The sequence below is a fragment of the Micromonospora sp. HM134 genome, from assembly GCF_007833915.1.
Classification (GTDB): Bacteria; Actinomycetota; Actinomycetes; order Mycobacteriales; family Micromonosporaceae; genus Micromonospora; species Micromonospora wenchangensis.
The window spans coordinates 6553297-6573627 of the sequence record NZ_CP041061.1 but is presented as its reverse complement, the minus strand read 5'-3'; the positions used below and the strand labels follow the sequence as shown (position 1 = coordinate 6573627).

The following is a 20331-nucleotide window of genomic DNA, read 5'->3' as shown; positions in this document are numbered from 1 at the left end:
GAGGCCGACGTGATCGTACGGATGTGGGAGGCGCGGGCCGAGTCGTACGGCTTCGCCGACCTGATCACCTGGGTGTGCGAGACGGCGCTGCCGGAGTTCGAGCACGATCCGCTGCACCTGTCCAGCGAGGTCTTCTCCTCCACCGATCACCGGGTGGTGGTCGTCTCGAAGTGGCGCAGCAGCCCCCGGTCGCTGCCCGAGCCGCCGGCCACCCTGGTCGCCCGCCCCCCGCACTCCTGGGACTTCACCCAGGTCGACCGCTGACCGGTCGCCCGGCCCCGGCGCTGGGCCCGGACAGCCCGACGGCCCGCCGGCGGTGGTGCCGCCTGCGGGCCGTCGGGTCAGCTGCGCGGGGTCAACTGCGGCGCGTGATCCGCCAGGTGGCGTAGCCGCCCGCGCCGAGCGCCAGCAGGAAGACCGCCCAGACCACGGTGGTGCTGACCCCGACCGACGGGCCGGAGGCGGCCCCGGCCTGGGCGGCGGCGACCAGCGAGTCGTTCTGCGCGGCCGGGATGGCGGCCGGCGGCATCTGCTGCCAGCGGACCAGCCCGGTGCTCTCCAGCATGGCCATGTGGTCGTTGACGAACTTGTTGGCCTCGTCGGCGAGCTTACGCACGGTGTTGTCCCGGGTGCTGGCCCGGACCGCGCCGATCACCGGGAAGATCTTGCCGTGCGCCACCCGGAGCCGGGTCACGAAGATCTGGTCGAACTGAGCACCGGAGGCGTTCTGCATCTCGGTCAGCCACCCCTTCTGCTCGGGGGTGGGATCGCTCGGCAGCGTCGTGCCCAACTTGTTGGCGGCCTGCACCACCAACTCGTCGAGGACGCCGTGCTGGCGGGCGATCTCCGCGCCGACCTCCCGCACCCGCGCGGACTGGCCCTTCTCGGCGGCCATCGTGCCGGCCGGCATCTCCCACAGGCCGGCCAACCGGACGCCGTTGAGCAGCGTCATGTCGGCGGCGTTCAGCTGCACGCCGGGTGCGGCGACCGCCATGCCGGGTAGCACGACCAGGCCGGCCAGGAAGGTGACGAGCAGCACCGCCACCCGGTGGGTCCGGTGCCCTCGCCGACGACGTACGGAATCCAGCGGTGCCATGCTGCGGTGCCTCCTCGATCCGGGCCGACCTGTCCTGCCGGGCAGCGACCCGCCGGCTGCCCGTCCGTCCACTGGTACGGACCGTCGGGCCGATCAGTTCACCGGGCGGCGCACGAGTCGGGAGGTATCCGTTCAGGCGGCGTCGAGCGGGTCGGCGAGGAGCCGTTCGAAGGCCAGTTCGGCCGCGCCGATCAGGGCCGCGTCGTCGCCGAGTTTCGGGGTCCGCAGCCGGACGTGTTCCAGGCAGGCGGGCAGCCCGGTCTCGTTGAGCCGGCTGCGGACCTGGGCGGCGGCGGCCAGGTAGAGGTCCCGCATGGTGCCGCCGAAGATGACCATCTCCGGGTTGAAGATGTTGACCAGGTTCGCCACCCCGAACCCGAGCCAGTCCCCGGCGTGCCGTACGGCGGTCTGGGCGCGGGCGTCCCCCCGGTCGGCGGCGTCGAAGACGGCCAGCAGCGCCTCCCGGCCCCGGGCGTCGGACCGGCCGGCGGCCCGCAGCAGCCCGTACTCGCCGATCTGGGTCTCCCAGCAGCCCCGGGAGCCGCACTCGCAGGCGGTGCCGTCGCGCACCACCACCATGTGGCCGACCTCGCCGCCGTAGCCGCCGTGGCCGGTGAGCCGCCGGCCCCCGGCGATGATGCCGGCACCGACGCCGACGTCCCCGTAGAGGTAGATGACGTTGTCGCAGCCGGCGGCGACGCCCCGGGCGTGTTCGGCGAAGGCGGCGACGTCGGCCACGTTGCCGACCGTGACCGGCAGCTCCACGCCCAGTTCGACGGCGAGGGCGGCCCCGATCGGCTCGTCCACCCAGCCGGTGGTGGGGCCGAGCCGGACCAGCCCGTCGGCCTTGCGGACCATGCCGCAGACCGCGACGCCGGCACCGACGCAGATGGAACCCGGTGGCACCCGCTCCCGCATCTGCTTGAGAGCCCCGGCCAGCATCGGGACGGTCTCCGCGGCGTCCAGGTCGCGTGGCCGGTCCAGCTCACGGCGGTCCAGCACCTCGCCGCCGAGACCGACCCGCGCGGCCCGCAGCCGGTCCACCTCGATCGAGTACGCGTACGCGTAGACCCGGGCCGACTCGGGCCGGACGACCAGCGACGGTCGCCCGGCCCGGCCGGTCTCCTTCGGCGTGCCCTCGCTGACCAGCCCGGCGCCGGCCAGGTCGGCGGTGAGCGCGCCGATGGTGCTGCGGTTGAGCCCGAGGGCGGTGGTGAGTTCCGCGCGGGAGGTGGCGCCGTGCACGTGGACGTGCCGGAGCAGCGCCCCGAGGTTCTGCCGCCGGATCTCGTCCTGGCTCGGTCCTACCCGCATCGTTGGTGGCACCCCATGTCCCGCCGCTGGTGTACGCGGATCAGCGCGTTCCGGAGGCGGAGGCGCGGCGGCGCGACAGCGCGTCCACGCTGGCCGCGAGGAGCAGCACCACACCGGTGACGACGTACTTCACCCCGGCGCTGTAGCCCATCAGGCCCATGCCGTTGTCGATGACGGCGACCACCGCGCCACCGAGCACGGCGTCGAGGACCCGGCCCTTGCCGCCGAAGAGGCTGGTGCCGCCGATGACCGCCGCGCCGACGGCGTAGAGCAGCACGTTGCTGCCGCCGGTGTTCGGGTCGACCGAGTTGGCCCGGCTGGCCGCGACGATGCCGCCGATCGCCGCCATGGACGAGCAGATCACGAAGACCGAGATCCGGATCTTGTCGACGTTGATGCCGGCCCGGCGGGCGGCCTCCTTGTTGCCGCCGACGGCGTAGACGTGCCGGCCGTAGCTGGTGCGCTGGAGCACGAAGGTCCAGACGATCAGCAGCACCGCGATGACCGGCACCACGATCGGCACGCCCTTGAGCGAGTTGATCAGGACGTTGCGGCTGCGTTCCTGGTTGAGGATGTAGACCGCGATGCCGAGGATCAGGGTCAGGCCACCGATGCGGGCGAGCACCACCGCCATCGGGTCGGTGGTCAGGCCCCGGGACAGCCGCTTGCGGTGCCGCAGCAGTTGCACGGCCGCGTACCCGCCGATGGCGAGGGCGGCCAGTGCCCAGCCGACGGCCGGGGGCAGGTTGCGGTTGGCGATCGCCACCAGCACCTCGTCGTTGACCGAGATGTTGGCGCCGCCGCTGATCAGCATCAGCACGATGCCCTGGAAGGCGAGGAAGCCGGCCAGGGTGACCACGAACGACGGGATGCCGATCTTCGCGACCAGGAAGCCGAGCACGGTGCCGATGACCACGCCGGTGAGGATCGCGGCGAGCACGGCCACGTACCAGGGGTAGCCGGCCTTGGTGGCGACGTTGGCCAGGATGGCCGCGCAGACCCCGCTGGCGAAGCCGGCGGACAGGTCGATCTCGCCGAGCAGCAGGACGAAGACCAGTCCCATGGCGATCAGGGTGACCGCCGCGCCCTGGGTGAACAGGTTGGCGAAGTTGCCGGCGGTGAGGAACGACGGCCGCATGATCGAGAAGACCGTGCAGAGCACGATCAGCCCGAGCACGGCGGGCAGCGCGCCGATGTCGCCGCCGCGTACCCGGCCCCAGTAGCCGCGCAGGTGGCTGCCGACGGTCGGCGGCGGCGTGACCGCCGCCGGGCCTTCCTTGCGCACGGCGGTGGTGGTCATCGAACGCCTCCTGGAGTGGTGTCGGCGGGTCCCGCGCCGGTGCCGTTTCCGGCGGTGACCGGCTCGCCGGTGAGACCGAGGTTGCCGGAACGGCCGGCGGTGATCAACTCGACGACCTGCGAGTGGGTGATGTCGGTGGTCTTCACCTGGGCGACCATCTGGCCGAGGTAGAGCGCGGCGATCCGGTCGGAGACGGCGAAGACGTCGTTCATGTTGTGCGAGATCAGCACCACGGCCAGCCCGTTGTCGGCCAGCCGGCGGACCAGCTCGAGGACCTGGGCGGTCTGTGCCACGCCCAGCGCGGCGGTCGGCTCGTCGAGGATGACCAGCTTGCTGTTCCAGAGCACCGCCTTGGCGATGGCGACGGTCTGCCGCTGCCCGCCGGAGAGGCTGGAGACGTGCTGGCGCAGCGACTTCACCGTCCGTACGGAGAGCCCGGCGAGGGTTTCCGCCGCCATCTGTTCCATGGTCGGCTCGTCGAGCACCAGCCCGCTGTGCTTCTCCCGGCCGAGGAACATGTTCTGCACGATGTCGAGGTTGTCGCAGAGCGCGAGGTCCTGGTAGACGACCTCGATGCCGAGCGTGGCGGCGTCCCGGGGGCTGTTGATGCTCACCGGTCGGCCGTCGAAGAGGAACTCGCCGGCGTCGGCCGGGTAGATGCCGCTGATGCACTTGACCAGGGTGGACTTGCCGGCGCCGTTGTCGCCGACCAGTGCGGTCACCTCTCCGGCGTGGGCGGCGAGGGCGACGTCGCGCAGGACCTGGACGGGACCGAAGCTCTTGTCGATCCCGCGCAGTTCCAGCAGGGGGGTCGCGGACACGGGGGTCTCCTTCGGACGGAGGGAAGATCTCGGAGCCCGTCCGGCGGCGAGCGCCGCCCGGCACGAGGTTCCGTGCCGGGCGGCGTCGCGTCGACGGGGTACGACGCTCGTCGTACGGTCAGCTGATGCCGTTGGCGGCGCAGAGCGCGGCGTACGCGCCGGTGCAGAGCTTCGCCTTGTCGACGTAGCCGTCGGCCACCACGTCCTTGACGGTCGACTTGTCGATCGCCTTCGGCTCCAGCAGCACGGACGGGACGTCCCGGCCGCTCTCCGGGTCCTTGACCGTCTGCCCGGTCTCCTTGCGCTCGCCCTTGGCCACGGCGATGGCCAGCTCGGCGGCCGCGTCGGCCTCCTTCTTGACGGCCTTGTAGACGGTCATGCACTGGTCACCGGCGAGGATGTTCTGCAGGCCGGTCACGTCGGCGTCCTGGCCGGTCACCGGGACCCTGCCGTTGAGCTTGTTCTTCTTCAGCACCGAGATGGCCGCGTTGCCGAGGCCGTCGTTGGCGGAGAGCACACCGTCGATCTTGCCGCCGCTCTGGGTGAGCATCTGCTCGAAGATCGTGGCGGCCTGCGCCGGGTCCCAGTCCGGCACCGACTGGTCCGGGCCCTTGGTGTATTCCTTCGACTCGAACTTCGGCTTGAGCACCGAGTCGTAGCCGTTCTTGAACAGGGTGGCGTTGTTGTCGGTGGGCGAGCCGTTGAGGTAGGCGACCGTCGGGTTCTTGACGCCCTTCTCGGTCAGGCACTTGGCCAGGCCCTCGCCCTGGAGCTTGCCGACGGCCTCGTTGTCGAAGCTGACGTAGTACTGGGCGGAGCCGCCCAGGGTGAGCCGGTCGTAGTCGATCGTCGCGACGCCCTGCGACTTCGCCTTGTCCAGCACGGCCTTGCCGGTGCCGGAGTCCAGGTTGACGATCATCAGGGTGGTGACCCCGCTGGTGATCATCTGGTCGGCGATGGTCTGGAAGGCGTTCTTGTCGTTCTGCGCGTTCTGGATGTCCGACTCGACACCGGCCTTGTCGAACGCCTCCTTGAGGAACCGGCGGTCGGCGGTCTCCCAGCGGGCGGAGGACTTGCTGTCCGGCAGGATCACACCGATCTTCGGCTTCTTGGCGGTGCTGCCGCCGGCGTCGTTGCTGCTGGAGTCGTCGCCGCAGGCGGCCATGCTGCCGGTGGCCAGCAGGCCGACGGCGGCGAAGGTGAGGAAGCCCTTGCGCATCTGCACGGGTCCTTTCGAGGGTGGGGGAGGAGTGGTCGGTGTTTTGTTGTGTCCGGCAACGTATTCCCGTCCGTGAGTCGGGCGCAAGACTGCCGAGGTCAGAAGTTTGTTGGCGGCGGTAACAATTCAGCAACGCGGTTGTCACCCCCGGGACACCCGCCCCGCAATCACGCTCCGTGTCCGGTCTGCCACCGGCTCCTGACGCTCGGGTCAGCCGGCGGCGATCCGCGCGGTGCCGGCGTCGGTGAGGGCGACCAGGTCCGCCGGGGCGAGCTGGAGCTGCAACCCCCGCCGGCCGGCCGACACGTAGACGGTGTCGTGGTCAAACGCGGAGACGTCGACCACCGTCGGTAACCGTCGGCGCTGGCCCAGCGGGCTGATCCCGCCCCGCACGTAGCCGGTGCTCCGCTCGGCGGCGGCCCGGTCGGCCAGCGCGGCCCGCTTGCCGCCCAGCGCCGTGGCCAGCGCCTTGAGGTTCAGCTCGCCGGTGACCGGGACGACCGCCACCGCCAGCGCCCCGTCGACCTCGGCGACAAGCGTCTTGAACACCCGCTCCGGCGGCACCCCGAGCGCCGCCGCGACCAGTGCGCCGTAGTTCGGCGCGTCCGGCGCGACGTCGTACGGGTGGGTGCTGTACGCGATCCTGCGCTTGGTCAGCAGCGCCGTCGCCGCGGTGGCCTGTCCCGCCATGCCGGTCACGCTAGCCCGGCGGGCCCCCGTCCGCGACCGGTCGCCCGATCAGCACCGTCGGTGCGCCGGCCACCCGGGTCAGCACCAGGCTGGCCGGGTTCTCCCCGGCCAGTCGCAGGTCCCGGCGCAGTTGCTCGGGCGACAACGCCGAGCCCCGCTTGAGGATCTCCACCCGGCCGACCCGGCGCTCCCGCAGCAGCGCGCGCAGCCGCTTAAGCGAGAACGGCAGCACGTCGACGATCTCCAGGCACCTGCCGAACGGGGTGGGACGCGGGGTGTCCGCGTAGAGGTAGGCGATGCTCGGGTCGGCCAGCGTCGCGTCGAGGGTGTCGGCCAGTTCGGCGACCAGGTGCGCCCGGACCACGGCCGGGTCCGGGTCGTACAGGTAGCGCCGTACCGGTCCGACGCCGGCCTCGACGCCGCCCGTGCCGGTCAACCGGTGGGCACGGGGGGTGGCGTCACCGGGCCCCGACCGCAGGACGGTCGCCCGGCGGGGCACCCCGGCGAGCGCGCCGCACCACAGGGCCGCCTCGACCAGGTCCCCGTCGACGCTGACCCACTCCGCCTCGGCGTCGGCCGGGATCAGCGCGTGGTCGATGCCGGGGGCCACCTTCACCACCGTGTGCGGCACCCGTGCGGCCAGCCCGGTGACGAAGTCCCACGGCGGCGAGTAGGCGTCCGGGTCGAAGATCCGCCGTCCGGTGCCGGCCCGCCGCCGGGCCGGATCGCAGAAGACCGCGTCGACCCGGGTCACGTCGAACGCCGTCGCGTCGCCGCACTCCACGGTGAACGTCCCGGCGAGCCCGGCGGCCTCGGCGTTCGCGGCGGCCAGCGCGGCGGTGACCGGGTCGGCCTCCACGCCGTACACCCGGATGCCGGCGCGGGCGGCGGCGAGCGCGTCGGCGCCGAGGCCGCAACCCAGGTCGGCGAGGGTGCGCACCCCGACGGCGGCGAGCCGGGCGGCCCGCCGGTCGGCGACCACCCGGCGGGTGGCCTGCTCCAGGCCGGGGCGGGTGAGGAACATCCCGGCCGCCTCCGGGCCGAACTTGCCGACCGCCCGGCGGCGCAGCTCGGCCTGGGTCAGCGCGGCGGCGGCCAGCCCGGCCGGCACCCCGCGCGAGCGCAGCGCCGCCGCCGCGACCAGCGGGTCGCCGCCGGCCACCCCGGCCGCCGCGGCGAGCACGGCCGACCCCTCGGTGGTACGCAGCGCGGCGAACTGGTCGAGATCCACCCGCCCATTGTCCGGTCCTCCCGGGAGACCGACTCGGGTGGGCCGATGTTGCGGTGTCCGGGCGGTGTCGTCACCGCAACATCGCCACCATCGAGTTGATCATCGGCGGGACGGCGACACGAGGGGCGGCAGATTGGCACTCTCCTTGACGGAGTGCTAGCCGAGGAATAACCTGCGATTAGCACTCTCACCCTGAGGGTGCCAGCGTCCGGATCATCCGGTCCGGGTGCTGAACGCCAGGCGGACCGGCACCCGCGACGACGGCCCCGCCCGGTGGCATGTGGCAGATTGACGCTGGTCGGACTCTCGGCCGGCAACGAAACCAAGTACCCCAGGAGGGTATGCCCGTGACTACCGCGACCAAGGTTGCGATCAAGCCGCTCGAGGACCGGATCGTGGTCCAGGCGAACGAGGCTGAGACCACCACGGCGTCGGGCATCGTGATCCCCGACACCGCCAAGGAGAAGCCGCAGGAGGGCACCGTCCTCGCCGTCGGCCCGGGCCGGATCGACGACAAGGGCAACCGCGTGCCGCTCGACGTCAAGGTCGGCGACACCGTCCTGTACTCGAAGTACGGCGGCACCGAGATCAAGTACGCCGGCGAGGAGTACCTGGTGCTCTCCGCCCGCGACGTTCTCGCGGTCATCGAGAAGTAACCAAACCGATTCCAGTGTCGTCGCCCCGGTCCGGCTCGCCGGGCCGGGGCGACGTCGCTTCGAAGGGACATTCATGGCGAAGATCCTGAGCTTCTCGGACGACGCCCGGCACCTGCTGGAGCACGGTGTCAACGCCCTCGCGGACACGGTCAAGGTCACCCTCGGCCCGCGTGGGCGCAACGTCGTCCTGGACAAGAAATTCGGTGCGCCGACGATCACCAACGATGGTGTGACCATCGCCAAGGAGATCGAGCTCACCAACCCGTACGAGAACCTCGGCGCGCAGCTGGTCAAGGAGGTGGCGACCAAGACCAACGACGTCGCCGGCGACGGGACCACCACCGCGACCGTGCTGGCCCAGGCGATGGTCCGCGAGGGCCTGCGCAACGTGGCCGCCGGGGCCAACCCGACCGGCCTCAAGCGGGGCGTCGACGCGGCGGCCACCAAGGTCTCCGAGGCGCTGCTCGGCCGGGCCGTCGAGGTGGCCGACAAGGAGTCGATCGCGCACGTCGCGACGATCTCGGCGCAGGACGCCACCATCGGCGAGCTGATCGCCGAGGCGATGGAGCGGGTCGGCCGCGACGGTGTGATCACCGTCGAGGAGGGCTCCACCCTCACCACCGAGCTGGAGGTGACCGAGGGTCTCCAGTTCGACAAGGGCTTCATCTCGCCGAACTTCGTCACCGACTCGGAGTCGCAGGAGTCGGTGCTGGAGGACCCGTACATCCTCATCACCACGCAGAAGATCTCGGCGATCGAGGAGCTGCTGCCGCTGCTGGAGAAGGTTCTCCAGAACAACAAGCCGCTGCTGATCGTTGCCGAGGACGTCGAGGGCCAGGCGCTGTCCACCCTGGTGGTCAACGCGATCCGCAAGACCATCAAGGTCTGCGCGGTCAAGGCCCCCGGCTTCGGCGACCGCCGTAAGGCGATGCTCCAGGACATGGCGATCCTGACCGGTGCCGAGCTGGTCGCCCCGGAGCTGGGCTACAAGCTCGACCAGGTCGGCCTGGAGGCGCTCGGCACCGCCCGGCGCGTCGTGGTCGACAAGGAGAACACCACGGTCATCGACGGCGGCGGCCAGTCCGCCGAGGTCGCCGACCGGGTCGCCCAGATCCGCAAGGAGATCGAGGCGTCCGACTCCGACTGGGACCGGGAGAAGCTGGCCGAGCGGCTGGCGAAGCTCTCCGGCGGCATCGCGGTCATCAAGGCGGGCGCGGCGACCGAGGTCGAGATGAAGGAGCGCAAGCACCGCATCGAGGACGCGATCGCCGCGACCAAGGCCGCGGTCGAGGAGGGCACGGTCCCCGGCGGCGGTGCCGCGCTGGCCCAGATCCGCGCGGTGCTCGACGACGACCTCGGCCTCACCGGTGACGAGAAGGTCGGTGTCTCGATCGTGCGCAAGTCGCTGGTCGAGCCGCTGCGCTGGATCGCCCAGAACGCCGGCCACGACGGTTACGTGGTGGTGGAGAAGGTCGCCGGTCAGGAGTGGGGCCACGGCCTCGACGCCGCCAAGGGCGAGTACGTCGACCTGGTGAAGTCCGGCATCATCGACCCGGTGAAGGTGACCCGCAACGCGGTCACCAACGCCGCGTCGATCGCCGGTCTGCTGCTCACCACCGAGAGCCTGGTCGTCGAGAAGCCGGAGCAGCCGGAGCCGGCCGCCGCCGGTGGGCACGGCCACGGCCACGGGCACGGTCACCAGCACGGCCCGGGTTTCTGACCCGGTAGTACGCCAGCTCAGGGCGCACCGTCGACGTCGGCGGTGCGCCCTGACGCGTACGGTGACGGCTGCTTACGGAACGGTGACGTGGTTGGCGGCCGGCCCGGTCGATCGACGACACTGGCCGGATGAGCACCACCCCCCGTGGCTTCGCCGCGCTGGCCGGGGTCACCGCCGCCGTGGTGGCCATCGGTGTCGCCGAGCCGGTCGCCGTCCTCACCGGCCCCCGCTCCGCCCCGCTGATCGCGGTCGGCGGGGTGGTCGTCGACACGGTCCCCGAGCCGCTCAAGCAGTTCGCCATCGACGTCTTCGGCCGGTACGACAAGATCGCCCTGCTGGTCGGCACGGCGGTGCTGCTGGCGGCGTTCGCCGCCGGGATCGGGATGCTGGCCGCGCGGCGGCTCGCGGTCGGGCTGGTGGGCATCGCGGCGTTCACCGGCCTCGGTGTCGCCGCCGCGCTCACCCGGTCCGGTGCGGATGCCGCCGATGCCCTTCCCGCCCTGGTCGGCGGGGGGCTGGGCGCGCTGGTTCTCTGGGCCTTCGTGGCCGGTCCCTGGCAGCTCGACCCCTGGCCCTGGCAGCCACCCACCCCGCTGCCCACCACCCCGCCGGCCGCACCCCCCGAGCCGTCCCCGTCCCCGTCGGTCGAGTCGTCCCCGCCGTCCGGGGTGACCGGGCCGTCCCCGACTCCGCTGTCGCCGACTCCGCCGGTCGGGCCGTCCCCGACTCCGTCGTCCCCGATGCCCGCCGCCGAGCGAGCCGCCGTTCCGCTCGGCCCGGCCCCGGGGGGCGGGTCGCCGGTCGCGCCGCCGGCCGGGTGGGAGCCGTTGGAGTCGACCGACCCGGAGTCCCGGCGTCGGTTCCTGCGCGGTGCGGGCCTGCTCGCGGGCGCGGCGACCGTGGTGGGGCTGGGCGGGCACTGGCTCGCCGGTCGACGGGGCGTCTCGGCGGCCCGGGATGCCGTCGCGTTGCCCACCCCGTCGGCGGTGGCGCCGACGGTGCCGGCCGGCGCGGATCTGTCGTTGGCCCAGCTCGCCCCCTACACCACCCCGAACAGCGGCTTCTACCGGATCGACACGGCGCTGGTGGTGCCGCAGGTCGATCCGGAGACGTGGCGGTTGCGCATCCACGGCCGGGTCCGCAACCCGATCGAACTGACCTTCGCCGAGCTGCTCGCCCGCCCGATGGTGGAGCGGTACGTCACCCTGGCCTGCGTCTCCAACGAGGTGGGCGGGGACCTCATCGGCAACGCCCGCTGGCTGGGCGTACCGCTCAAGGAACTGCTCGACGAGGCGGACCCGGAGGAGGGGGCCGACCAGGTGGTCGGCCGCTCGGTCGACGGTTGGACCTGCGGCACCCCGACGGCGGTGCTGCGCGACGGCCGGGACGCCCTGCTGGCGGTCGGGATGAACGGCGAGCCGCTGCCGGTCGAGCACGGGTTCCCGGTGCGGATGGTGGTGCCGGGCCTCTACGGGTACGTGTCGGCCTGCAAGTGGGTGACCGAGCTGGAGTTGACCAGCTTCGCCGACTTCGACGCGTACTGGGTGCCGCGCGGTTGGTCGGCGCAGGGGCCGGTGAAGACCCAGTCGAGAATCGACACCCCGCGCTCGCGTAACCGGCTCACCGCCGGTGAGGTGACGGTGGCCGGGGTGGCCTGGGCCCAGCACCGGGGGATCAGCCGGGTCGAGGTACGGGTGGACGGCGGGGCCTGGCAGGAGGCGACCCTCGCCCCGGCGGTGTCGGTGGACACCTGGGTGCAGTGGTCGTGGCGGTGGCCGGCGACCCCGGGCGAGCACACCCTCCAGGTGCGGGCGACCGACCGGGACGGCGAGACGCAGACCCCGTTGACCGCACCGGTGGCCCCGGACGGGGCGACCGGCTGGCACAGCGTCACAGTCACCGTCCGCTGATCCCCCATCACCGTTAAGTCATCAAGAGTGATCAATGTACGGATAGCCGAAAATTCCCCGGTGGTATCGAGGGTTGAGGCTGTGGGAGCGCTCCCGTAACATACCTGACGCGACTGTTAACGTTCACCTAACAACGACCACCACCAATGTGCAGGTCGCCATCCCGTCAGGAGGGTGTTTTATGTCCAGATCCAGATCGGCCAATGTCGGCCTGATCTCGGCCGGTGTCGCGTTGCTGGCGTCGGCGTCGGTGGTCACCGCGCTGCCAGCAGGTGCGGCGGCGGCGGGTTGCTCGGTGAACTACGCGGTGTCCTCGGAGTGGGGCGGCGGCTTCGGGGCCAACGTCGCGATCACCAACCTGGGCGACGCGCTGAGCAGTTGGACGCTGACCTGGTCCTTCGCCTCCGGGCAGTCGGTGACCCAGGCGTGGAACGCGACCGTGACGCAGAGCGGCTCGGCGGTCACCGCCAAGAACGTGAGCTACAACGGCGCGATCCCGACCAACGGCTCGGTGTCGTTCGGTTTCAACGGGGCGTGGACGTCGAGCAACCCGGTCCCGACGAGCTTCGCGCTCAACGGGGTGGCCTGCAACGGCGGCACGACGCCGACCAACCCGCCCACCACGCCGCCGCCGACCACCCCGCCCCCCACCACGCCGCCCCCCACCACCCCGCCGCCGACGACACCTCCGCCGACCACCCCGCCGCCGACGGGTAACTGCTCCCTGCCGTCGACCTACCGCTGGTCGTCGACCGGCCCGCTGGCACAGCCGAAGTCCGGCTGGGCGTCACTCAAGGACTTCACCATCGCCCCCTACCAGGGCAAGCAGTTGGTGTACGCCACCACCCACAGCAGCAGCGCCACCGGCGGCTGGGGTTCGATGAACTTCGGCCTGGTCGACAACCTCAACCAGCTCGGCTCGGCCCCCCAGAACACCATGAGCCAGAGCACCGTCGCGCCGTCGTTGTTCTACTTCGCGCCGAAGAACATCTGGGTTCTCGCCCACCAGTGGGGCCCGACGTCGTTCTCGTACCGCACGTCGACCAACCCGGCCAACGCCAACGGCTGGTCGGCCGCGCAGACCCTGTCGACCGCGAAGATCACCGACTCCGGCACCGGCGTGATCGACCAGACGATCATCGGCGACGACCAGAACATGTACCTGTTCTTCGCCGGCGACAACGGCAAGATCTACCGCCAGATCATGCCGATCGGGAACTTCCCGGGCAGCTTCGGCTCCAGCTACACGACCATCATGAGCGACACCACGGAGAACATCTTCGAGGCGCCGCAGGTCTACAAGGTCGCGGGCCGCAACCAGTACCTGATGATCATCGAGGCCAGGACCAGCTCCTGGGAGCGCTACTTCCGCTCGTTCACGGCGACCAGCCTGAGCGGCACCTGGACGCCGAACGCGACGACCTACAACAACCCGTTCGCGGGCAAGGCCAACAGCGGTGCCACCTGGACCAACGACATCAGCCACGGCGAGCTGCTGCGCACCAGCGCGGATCAGACGAACACGATCGACCCGTGCAACCTGCAGCTGCTGTACCAGGGCCGCGCCACGAACTCGGGCGGTGACTACGGCCTCCTGCCGTACCGGCCGGGTCTGCTGACCCTGCAGCGCTGACGGCGTGACGCAGGCGCGACCCCGCTGTTCCTGACTCCCGCGACCGGCGGCGTACGCCGTACCGGATGAGCCGCTCGACGGCTCGGAGCAGGATCGGGTGGAATGAAGGGGCGGGTCCGGCGATGCCGGGCCCGCCCCGCTTCTCGTCCGTGCCGGGAACACGTGCCGGGAAACGACGAGGCCGCGCTCCGATCATCGGAGCGCGGCCTCGTCGAGGTGTGGGGGTCGGTCAGGCGATCTTGCGCTGGGCCGGTACGGCGGTCTTGTGCGAAGCGCCGAGCCGGGCCTCCATCCGGGCGATGTCCACCCGGGTCTGCCGGCGGTCGGCCAGGTCCTCCCAGCCGAGGGCGAGCAGCCGCTGCCGCTCGGACTCGCTGAGGCCGCCCCAGACGCCGTACGGCTCCCGCACGGACAGGGCGTGCGCCGCGCACTCGGCCCGCACCGGGCAGGCCTGGCAGACGGACTTGGCACCGGACTCCCGGCGCAGCCGGGACGAACCGCGCTCGCCGTCCGGGTGGAAGAACTGTGCGCTGTCCCGGCCCCGACAGGCGCCGAGACGCTGCCAGTCCCACAGGTCGACGATGGGTCCGGGCAGTCTACGTACGTTCGACATCAGCACCCCTCCTCCCGCGCGGCACCGCGGAGATCCTCGTTGAACCGGCGTCCGGGCTGTGGTCCGCGCTGGCGTACCCCGTTTCCGGCGTGGAGCCTCGGTACCCGAACCCTCGCCGACTCACACGTGTTGAGATCGAAAACCCGAAGCCTCCTGCGGCATATGACCCAAATGTCGGAAAAGTTCAGAGGATTGCCCGGAACCTCCTCCCCGGTGGACCCCGTCATGGTCTGCTCGTGTCCGGAGAGGAGACCACCGTGCGTACCGTTCTCGTATGCGTTCGGACACCGATCGCCGCGCAGCAGTTGACCAACGCGGCGGCGCGACTCGGCCTGGCCGCGGTCGTCCGGACAGCCGTCTCCGATCCCGAGGTGATGCTGCGGCTCGCCGAGCGCCCGGTCGACGTGGTGCTGGCCGACACGGCGCTCACCCGGCCGGACAGCGCCGGCTTCGTGCGCCGGGTGCTCGCCCGCGCCCCGCAGGCCGCGGTGCTGCTGCTCGGCACCGAGGAGTCGGAGGCGGCGGCGGCCACCATCAGCGCCGGGGCGCGGGGCCTGATCCAGGGTGCCGACCACGACCTGACCAGCGCGGTGGCGAAGGCGTTGCTGCTGCTCGCAGCACCCGGCCGGCCCGCCCGGCACCGGGTCGCCGACCCCGCCCGGGACACCGCCGCGGTCGGCGCACCCCCGCGACCCGGTCGTCCGCCCGCGCCGGGCTGGTCGCCGACGCCGGCCGACGGTACGCCCGGTGCGCCGTCGGTGGTGCCCGTGCAGCGCGGCGACGACGAGGTCGAGGGGGACCAGGAGGGCACGTCGGCCGAGCCGGCCCCGGCCGCCGGGTTGCCCCGCCCGACCTCCGGCGCACGCGCCGGCCGGACCTCGGTCGGGCTGACCGAACGGGAACTCCAGGTGCTGCTGGGCATGGCCGAGGGCAAGAGCAACGCGGAGATCGGGCGGGAACTGTTCGTCTCGGAGGACACCGTCAAGACGCACGCCCGGCGGCTGTTCCGCAAGCTCGGCGCCCGGGACCGGGCGCACGCGGTGGCCGCCGGCTTCCGCGCCGGCCTGGTCGCCTGAACGCCCCTGGGTCAGTCGTCCGGGTCGGTGTCGTCGCCTGCGGACTCGGTCAGCGTGTCGTGCACCCCGTCGGCGTAGCCCCGGGCGTAGTCCCAGGTGACGTAGTGGTCCGGGTCGGGGTCGTAGGCCGGCTCGTGCACCCGGGGCCGGCCCGAGCTGAGCAGGTGCCGCAGGTTGCCCCGGAGCAGGTCCCAGTCGAAGTAGTGCGGCTCGCGACAGTCCTCGCACTCGATGACCAGCCCGCGTACCCCGATCGGGGACAGCAGGGCCTGGTAGATCTCCAGGTCGGCGAGGTCTTCCAGCACGTCCTGCCGCTCGACCTCGGTCAGCGGGTCGAGCGGGGCGTCGTCGCCCGGATCGTCCAGCCCCGCAGCCGGATCGGCCGGGTCGCCGTTGAACGGGTCGATGGGCTCGTCGTGCACCCCCTCACCGTAGACCCAACCCTCGCCGCACGCGCCCCCCGGCGGTCGCTGTGGCGTCGCCGACCCCGACCGGTCACCGGCGAGGGCCGCCCTGCTCAGTGGGTACGATGAGACGACTCGCCGTCACCCCGGCGTGCGCCGGTTGCCGCGCGCGCCGCCTCGCTGAATCCCGTCCGAGCAGCTCAGGGGAGCAATCGTGGAGAATTCGCCCAGCACCGATCTTCCGGCCGGCACCGATCTTCCGGCCGGCGTCGACAGCGGCGAGTGGGGCGGCCACCTGCCGGAGCTGCCGGCCGGGTCGGCGCGGGTGGTGCCGCTCGGGCTGACCTTCGACGACGTGCTGCTCCAGCCCGGCGAGTCGGACGTGGTGCCCAGTCGGGTGAACACCCGCACCCGGCTCACCCGCAACGTGGAGCTGTCCATCCCGCTGCTGTCCAGCGCGATGGACACCGTCACCGAGGCCCGGATGGCGATCGCGATGGCCCGCCAGGGCGGCATCGGCGTGCTGCACCGCAACCTGTCCCTGGAGGACCAGGCGCTCCAGGTCGACCTGGTCAAGCGCTCCGAGTCCGGCATGATCACCAACCCGGTGACGGCCAGCCCCGAGGACACCCTGCGTGAGGTCGACGAGCTGTGTGGCCGCTACCGCATCTCCGGCGTACCGGTGGTCGACGGCGAGGGTCAGCTCGTGGGCATCGTCACCAACCGGGACATGCGGTTCGTCTCCGACCCGGCCACCCCGGTCCACGCGATCATGACCCGGACGCCGCTGGTCACCGCCCCGGTCGGGGTGAGCAAGGACGACGCGCTCACGCTGCTGCGCCAGCACAAGGTCGAGAAGCTGCCGATCGTGGACGACTCGGGGCGGCTGCGCGGGCTGATCACCGTCAAGGACTTCACCAAGAGCGAGCAGTACCCGGACGCGACCAAGGACGACGCCGGCCGGCTGCGGGTCGCCGCCGCCATCGGGGTCGGCGAGGACGCCTACAAGCGGGCCCGGACCCTGGTCGACGCGGGTGTCGACGTGCTGATCGTGGACACCGCGCACGGCCACCAGCGGGCCGTGCTGGACATGGTCCGCCGGCTCAAGGCCGACGTCACGATCGACATCGTGGGCGGCAACGTGGCCACCTACGCCGGGGCGAAGGCCCTGGTCGACGCCGGTGCCGACGGCGTCAAGGTGGGCGTCGGCCCGGGTGCCATCTGCACCACCCGGATCGTCGCCGGGGTCGGGGTGCCGCAGGTGACCGCGATCATGGAGGCGGCCCGCGCGGCCCGTCCGGCCGGCGTCCCGGTGATCGGCGACGGCGGCATCCAGTATTCCGGCGACATCGCCAAGGCCCTGGTGGCCGGTGCCGACACGGTGATGCTCGGCAGCCTGCTGGCCGGCTGCGAGGAGAGCCCCGGCGAGTTGATCTTCGTCAACGGCAAGCAGTTCAAGGCGTACCGGGGGATGGGGTCGCTGGGCGCGATGCAGTCCCGGGGCCAGGCCAAGTCGTACAGCAAGGACCGCTACTTCCAGCAGGACGTGCTCAGCGACGACAAGCTGGTGCCGGAGGGCGTGGAGGGCCAGGTGCCCTACCGGGGGCCGCTGTCCCGGGTGGCCCACCAGCTCGTCGGCGGGCTGCGGCTGGCGATGGGGTACGCCGGCGCGGAGAACATTCCCGACCTGCACCACCGGGGCCAGCTCATCCGGATCACGGCGGCCGGGCTCAAGGAGAGCCACCCGCACGACATCCAGATGACCGTCGAGGCCCCCAACTACCACACCCGCTGACCCACCACCCCAAACCACCTGGAGTCCCTCATGCGTGACGTGGTCGAGATCGGGCTGGGCAAGACCGCGCAGCGCGGCTACCACCTGGACGACATCGCCATCGTGCCCAGCCGGCGGACCAGGGACGTCGACGACGTCTCCACCGGCTGGCAGCTCGACGCCTACCAGTTCGACATCCCCTGCGTCGGTCACCCGTCGGACGCCACCATGAGCCCCGCCTCGGCCGTCCGGCTCGGGCAGCTCGGCGGCCTGGGCGTGCTCAACGTCGAGGGCCTCTGGACCCGCTACGAGAACCCGACCAAGGTGCTGGAGGAGCTGGCCGGGCTGGGCGAGGACGCCCGCGCCACCAAGCGGCTCCAGGAGGTCTACGCCGAGCCGATCCGCCCCGACCTGATCGCCGAGCGGGTCCGCGAGCTGCGGGCCGGCGGCAGCACGGTGGCCGTGCGGGTGTCCCCGCAGCACACCCTGGCGCTGGCCCCGGTGATCCTGGACGCGGGCGTCGACATCCTGGTCATCCAGGGCACCATCGTCTCGGCCGAGCACGTCTCGACCACCGACGAGCCGTTGAACCTCAAGGAGTTCATCGCCGACCTCGACCTGCCGGTGGTCGTCGGCGGCTGCACCGACTACAAGACGGCGCTGCACCTGATGCGCACCGGCGCCGCCGGGGTGATCGTCGGCATCGGTGGTGACGACTGGTCGACCAGCGAGTCGGTGCTCGGCATCCGGGTGCCGATGGCCACCGCGATCGCCGACGCCGCCGCGGCCCGCCGCGACTATCTCGACGAGACCGGTGGACGCTACGTGCACCTCATCGCCGACGGCGACATCCAGACCTCCGGCGACATCGCCAAGGCGCTCGGCTGCGGCGCGGACGCGGTGATGCTCGGCGAACCGCTGTCGCTGTGCGAGGAGGCCCCGGCCGGCGGCGCCTGGTGGCACTCGGCGGCCAGCCACCCGTCCCTGCCGCGCGGGGCGTTCGAGGTGGCCGGTGAGCCGCTCGGTTCGATGGAGCGGCTGCTGTTCGGCCCCGCCGACGAGCCGGACGGCCAGCTCAACCTGTTCGGTGGGCTGCGTCGGGCGATGGCCAAGTGCGGCTACCGCGACCTCAAGGAGTTCCAGCGGGTCGGCCTGGTCCTCGACCGCTGACCCGCCAGGCACGACGGCCGGCCGGCCCCGGTGTGGGCCGGCCGGCCGTCGCGGCCCGTCTCGCCGTCGGGTCCGCCGTTCGACCCCGCCGGCCGGTCCTGCCCGGGTCTGCCGTTCGGCCCTGCCGTGGGGCCGCCGACCCGCCCTGCCGTCGGTCCGTCGTTCGGCGCACACGGGGTCGGCCCGCTCGGTAGGCTGCGCGCACGGCGGGGCGGCGAACGGGGGACGAAGGTGGCCATGAGCCGGAACCGGCGCGGCCTCGCGCTGCTCGTCACCGGGGCGCTCGCCCTGGCCGGCTGCACCGCCGACCCGGAGCCCCGCAACGCGCCCCGGTCGACCCCTTCCCCGGGGGCGACCCCGGGTGTGACCCCCGGCCCGGCCGGCGTCGGCGACCCGTACTTCCCGACCGCCGGCAACAGCGGGTACGACGTCGAGCGGTACACCCTCAAGGTCCGCTACGACCCGGCCAGCGACGAGCTGCGCGGTGACGCCACCGTCCGGGCCACCGCCGGGGCCGACCTGCCGCTGTTCCACCTCGACCTGGCCGGGCTGACGGTGCGCCGGGTGACCGTGGACGGCGCCCCGGCCCGGCACACCCGGGAGGGGACCGAGCTGGTGGTCACCCCGGCCGCCCCGGTCCGCGCCGGAACGGCCTTCACCGTCCAGGTCGGCTACGACGGCCGGCCGGAGCCGTTGCGCAACGAGACGATCGGCGAGGGCGGCTGGCTGCACACCGCCGACGGCGCGGTCGCCCTCGGCCAACCCGAGTCGGCGAGCACCTGGTTCCCGGTCAACGACCACCCCTCCGACAAGGCCGCCTACGACTTCGAGATCACCGTGCCGAAAGGGCTGGTCGCGGTCGCCAACGGGGTGCCGAAGGGACAGCGTCCGGCGGCCGGCGGCTTCACCACGTGGCGCTGGTCGGAGGCCGCCCCGATGGCCAGTTACCTGAGCACGGTGGTGATCGGGAAGTACCGCACCAGCACCGGCGAGCACCAGGGCCGGCCGGTGTTCAGCGCGGTCGCCGACAGCCTGCCCCGGGGGGCCGCCGACGAGTCGATCGCCCGCACCGTGGCGGTCGCCGACTACCTGGAGAGCGTCTTCGGGCCGTACCCGTTCGCGGCGTACGGCGGGGTGGTGGTCGACGAGCCCCGGATCAGGTACGCGTTGGAGACGCAGAGCCGGCCGGTCTACTCGGCCAACTTCTTCCGGGCCGGCGAGAACACCGGGGTGGTCGCGCACGAGCTGGCCCACCAGTGGTTCGGCGACAGCGTGTCGGTGGCCCGCTGGGCGGACATCTGGCTCAACGAAGGGCTGGCCACGTACGCCGAGTGGCTCTGGGCCGAACACGAGGGCCGGGACACCGCGCAGGCCGCCTTCGAGCAGCAGTACGCCGCGTCCGACGACCAGGTCTGGCGGGTGCCGCCGGCCGCGCCCGGGGTGGCGAACCTGTTCAGCGAGTCGGTCTACCAGCGGGGCGGGATGGCGGTGCACGCGCTGCGGGTGACGGTCGGCGACGACGCGTTCTTCCGCCTGCTGAAGACCTGGGCGGCCGAGAAGCGCAACGGCAACGCCACCACCGCCGAGTTCGTGGCGACCGCCGAGCGGGTCAGCGGGCAGCAGCTCGACGACCTCTTCGCCGCCTGGCTGTACGGCACCGAGCGTCCCGCCCCGCCCACCCGCCGCTGAGCGCGTCCCCCGACG

The 20331-nt window shown here is 72.2% G+C and carries 18 protein-coding genes; 9 read left to right on the top strand and 9 right to left on the bottom strand.

Features of this window, described 5'->3' with window-relative positions:
- The first annotated feature begins 9 nt into the window (after positions 1-9).
- Positions 10-264 (top strand): hypothetical protein, encoded by a 255-nt coding sequence (locus FJK98_RS28480; RefSeq protein ID WP_145921705.1) that lies wholly within the window; start codon positions 10-12, stop codon positions 262-264.
- 91 nt (positions 265-355) lie between these two features.
- Here the strand turns inward: FJK98_RS28480 and FJK98_RS28475 are convergent, their stop codons facing one another.
- From FJK98_RS28475 to FJK98_RS28445, 7 genes are all read right to left on the bottom strand, one after another.
- Positions 356-1096, bottom strand: a complete 741-nt coding sequence (locus tag FJK98_RS28475; protein ID WP_145921704.1) for a DUF4142 domain-containing protein — start codon at positions 1094-1096, stop codon at positions 356-358.
- A gap of 132 nt (positions 1097-1228) precedes the next feature.
- Complete coding sequence (locus tag FJK98_RS28470) at positions 1229-2410, bottom strand: ROK family protein (RefSeq protein WP_145921703.1); 1182 nt, start codon at positions 2408-2410, stop codon at positions 1229-1231.
- 40 nt (positions 2411-2450) lie between these two features.
- Complete coding sequence (locus tag FJK98_RS28465; RefSeq protein WP_145921702.1) at positions 2451-3710, bottom strand: sugar ABC transporter permease; 1260 nt, start codon at positions 3708-3710, stop codon at positions 2451-2453.
- On the bottom strand, positions 3707-4531 hold the full coding sequence (locus FJK98_RS28460) for an ATP-binding cassette domain-containing protein (protein WP_145921701.1): 825 nt from the start codon (positions 4529-4531) through the stop codon (positions 3707-3709). Before FJK98_RS28460 ends, FJK98_RS28465 begins: the two co-directional genes overlap by 4 nt.
- A 118-nt stretch (positions 4532-4649) precedes the next feature.
- Positions 4650-5750, bottom strand: coding sequence for a sugar ABC transporter substrate-binding protein (locus FJK98_RS28455; protein WP_145921700.1), 1101 nt, complete (start codon positions 5748-5750; stop codon positions 4650-4652).
- A gap of 210 nt (positions 5751-5960) precedes the next feature.
- Positions 5961-6440, bottom strand: a complete 480-nt coding sequence (gene ybaK / locus FJK98_RS28450; protein ID WP_145921699.1) for a Cys-tRNA(Pro) deacylase — start codon at positions 6438-6440, stop codon at positions 5961-5963.
- A 10-nt stretch (positions 6441-6450) separates the two neighbouring features.
- Positions 6451-7671, bottom strand: coding sequence for a methyltransferase domain-containing protein (locus tag FJK98_RS28445; RefSeq protein ID WP_145921698.1), 1221 nt, complete (start codon positions 7669-7671; stop codon positions 6451-6453).
- Positions 7672-8012: 341 nt separating this feature from the next.
- Between FJK98_RS28445 and groES the strand changes: the two genes are divergently transcribed.
- The 4 genes from groES (at position 8013) to FJK98_RS28425 (ending at position 13590) form a co-directional block, all read left to right on the top strand.
- On the top strand, positions 8013-8327 hold the full coding sequence (gene groES, locus FJK98_RS28440) for a co-chaperone GroES (RefSeq protein WP_084261531.1): 315 nt from the start codon (positions 8013-8015) through the stop codon (positions 8325-8327).
- 73 nt (positions 8328-8400) lie between these two features.
- Positions 8401-10047 (top strand): chaperonin GroEL, encoded by a 1647-nt coding sequence (groL, locus tag FJK98_RS28435; RefSeq protein WP_145921697.1) that lies wholly within the window; start codon positions 8401-8403, stop codon positions 10045-10047.
- 383 nt (positions 10048-10430) lie between these two features.
- The gene (locus FJK98_RS28430; protein ID WP_370517097.1) at positions 10431-11957 is read left to right on the top strand and encodes a molybdopterin-dependent oxidoreductase; all 1527 of its coding nucleotides are present in this window, start codon (positions 10431-10433) and stop codon (positions 11955-11957) included.
- A gap of 181 nt (positions 11958-12138) precedes the next feature.
- The gene (locus FJK98_RS28425) at positions 12139-13590 is read left to right on the top strand and encodes a non-reducing end alpha-L-arabinofuranosidase family hydrolase (RefSeq protein WP_145921695.1); all 1452 of its coding nucleotides are present in this window, start codon (positions 12139-12141) and stop codon (positions 13588-13590) included.
- Positions 13591-13819: 229 nt separating this feature from the next.
- Here the strand turns inward: FJK98_RS28425 and FJK98_RS28420 are convergent, their stop codons facing one another.
- Positions 13820-14203 carry a WhiB family transcriptional regulator gene (locus FJK98_RS28420; protein WP_145921694.1) on the bottom strand — a complete coding sequence of 128 codons (384 nt, stop codon included), beginning with the start codon at positions 14201-14203 and terminating at the stop codon, positions 13820-13822.
- Positions 14204-14460: 257 nt separating this feature from the next.
- Here FJK98_RS28420 and FJK98_RS28415 point away from each other — a divergent pair, with 257 nt between their 5' ends.
- A complete protein-coding gene (locus FJK98_RS28415) occupies positions 14461-15279 on the top strand; it encodes a helix-turn-helix transcriptional regulator (RefSeq protein WP_145921693.1) in 819 nt (272 codons plus the stop codon).
- 11 nt (positions 15280-15290) lie between these two features.
- Here FJK98_RS28415 and FJK98_RS28410 read toward each other — a convergent pair whose 3' ends face one another.
- Positions 15291-15701, bottom strand: coding sequence for a DUF5319 domain-containing protein (locus FJK98_RS28410; RefSeq protein ID WP_145921692.1), 411 nt, complete (start codon positions 15699-15701; stop codon positions 15291-15293).
- 196 nt (positions 15702-15897) lie between these two features.
- On the opposite strand from FJK98_RS28410, the gene guaB reads away from it, so the two are divergent.
- From guaB to FJK98_RS28395, 3 genes are all read left to right on the top strand, one after another.
- A complete protein-coding gene (guaB, locus tag FJK98_RS28405) occupies positions 15898-17478 on the top strand; it encodes an IMP dehydrogenase (protein ID WP_145921691.1) in 1581 nt (526 codons plus the stop codon).
- A 30-nt stretch (positions 17479-17508) separates the two neighbouring features.
- Positions 17509-18627, top strand: coding sequence for a GuaB3 family IMP dehydrogenase-related protein (locus tag FJK98_RS28400; protein ID WP_088645785.1), 1119 nt, complete (start codon positions 17509-17511; stop codon positions 18625-18627).
- A gap of 237 nt (positions 18628-18864) precedes the next feature.
- Entirely contained in the window at positions 18865-20316 is a 1452-nt protein-coding gene (locus FJK98_RS28395) for a M1 family metallopeptidase (RefSeq protein WP_145921690.1), read from the top strand.
- The last annotated feature ends 15 nt before the right edge of the window (positions 20317-20331 follow it).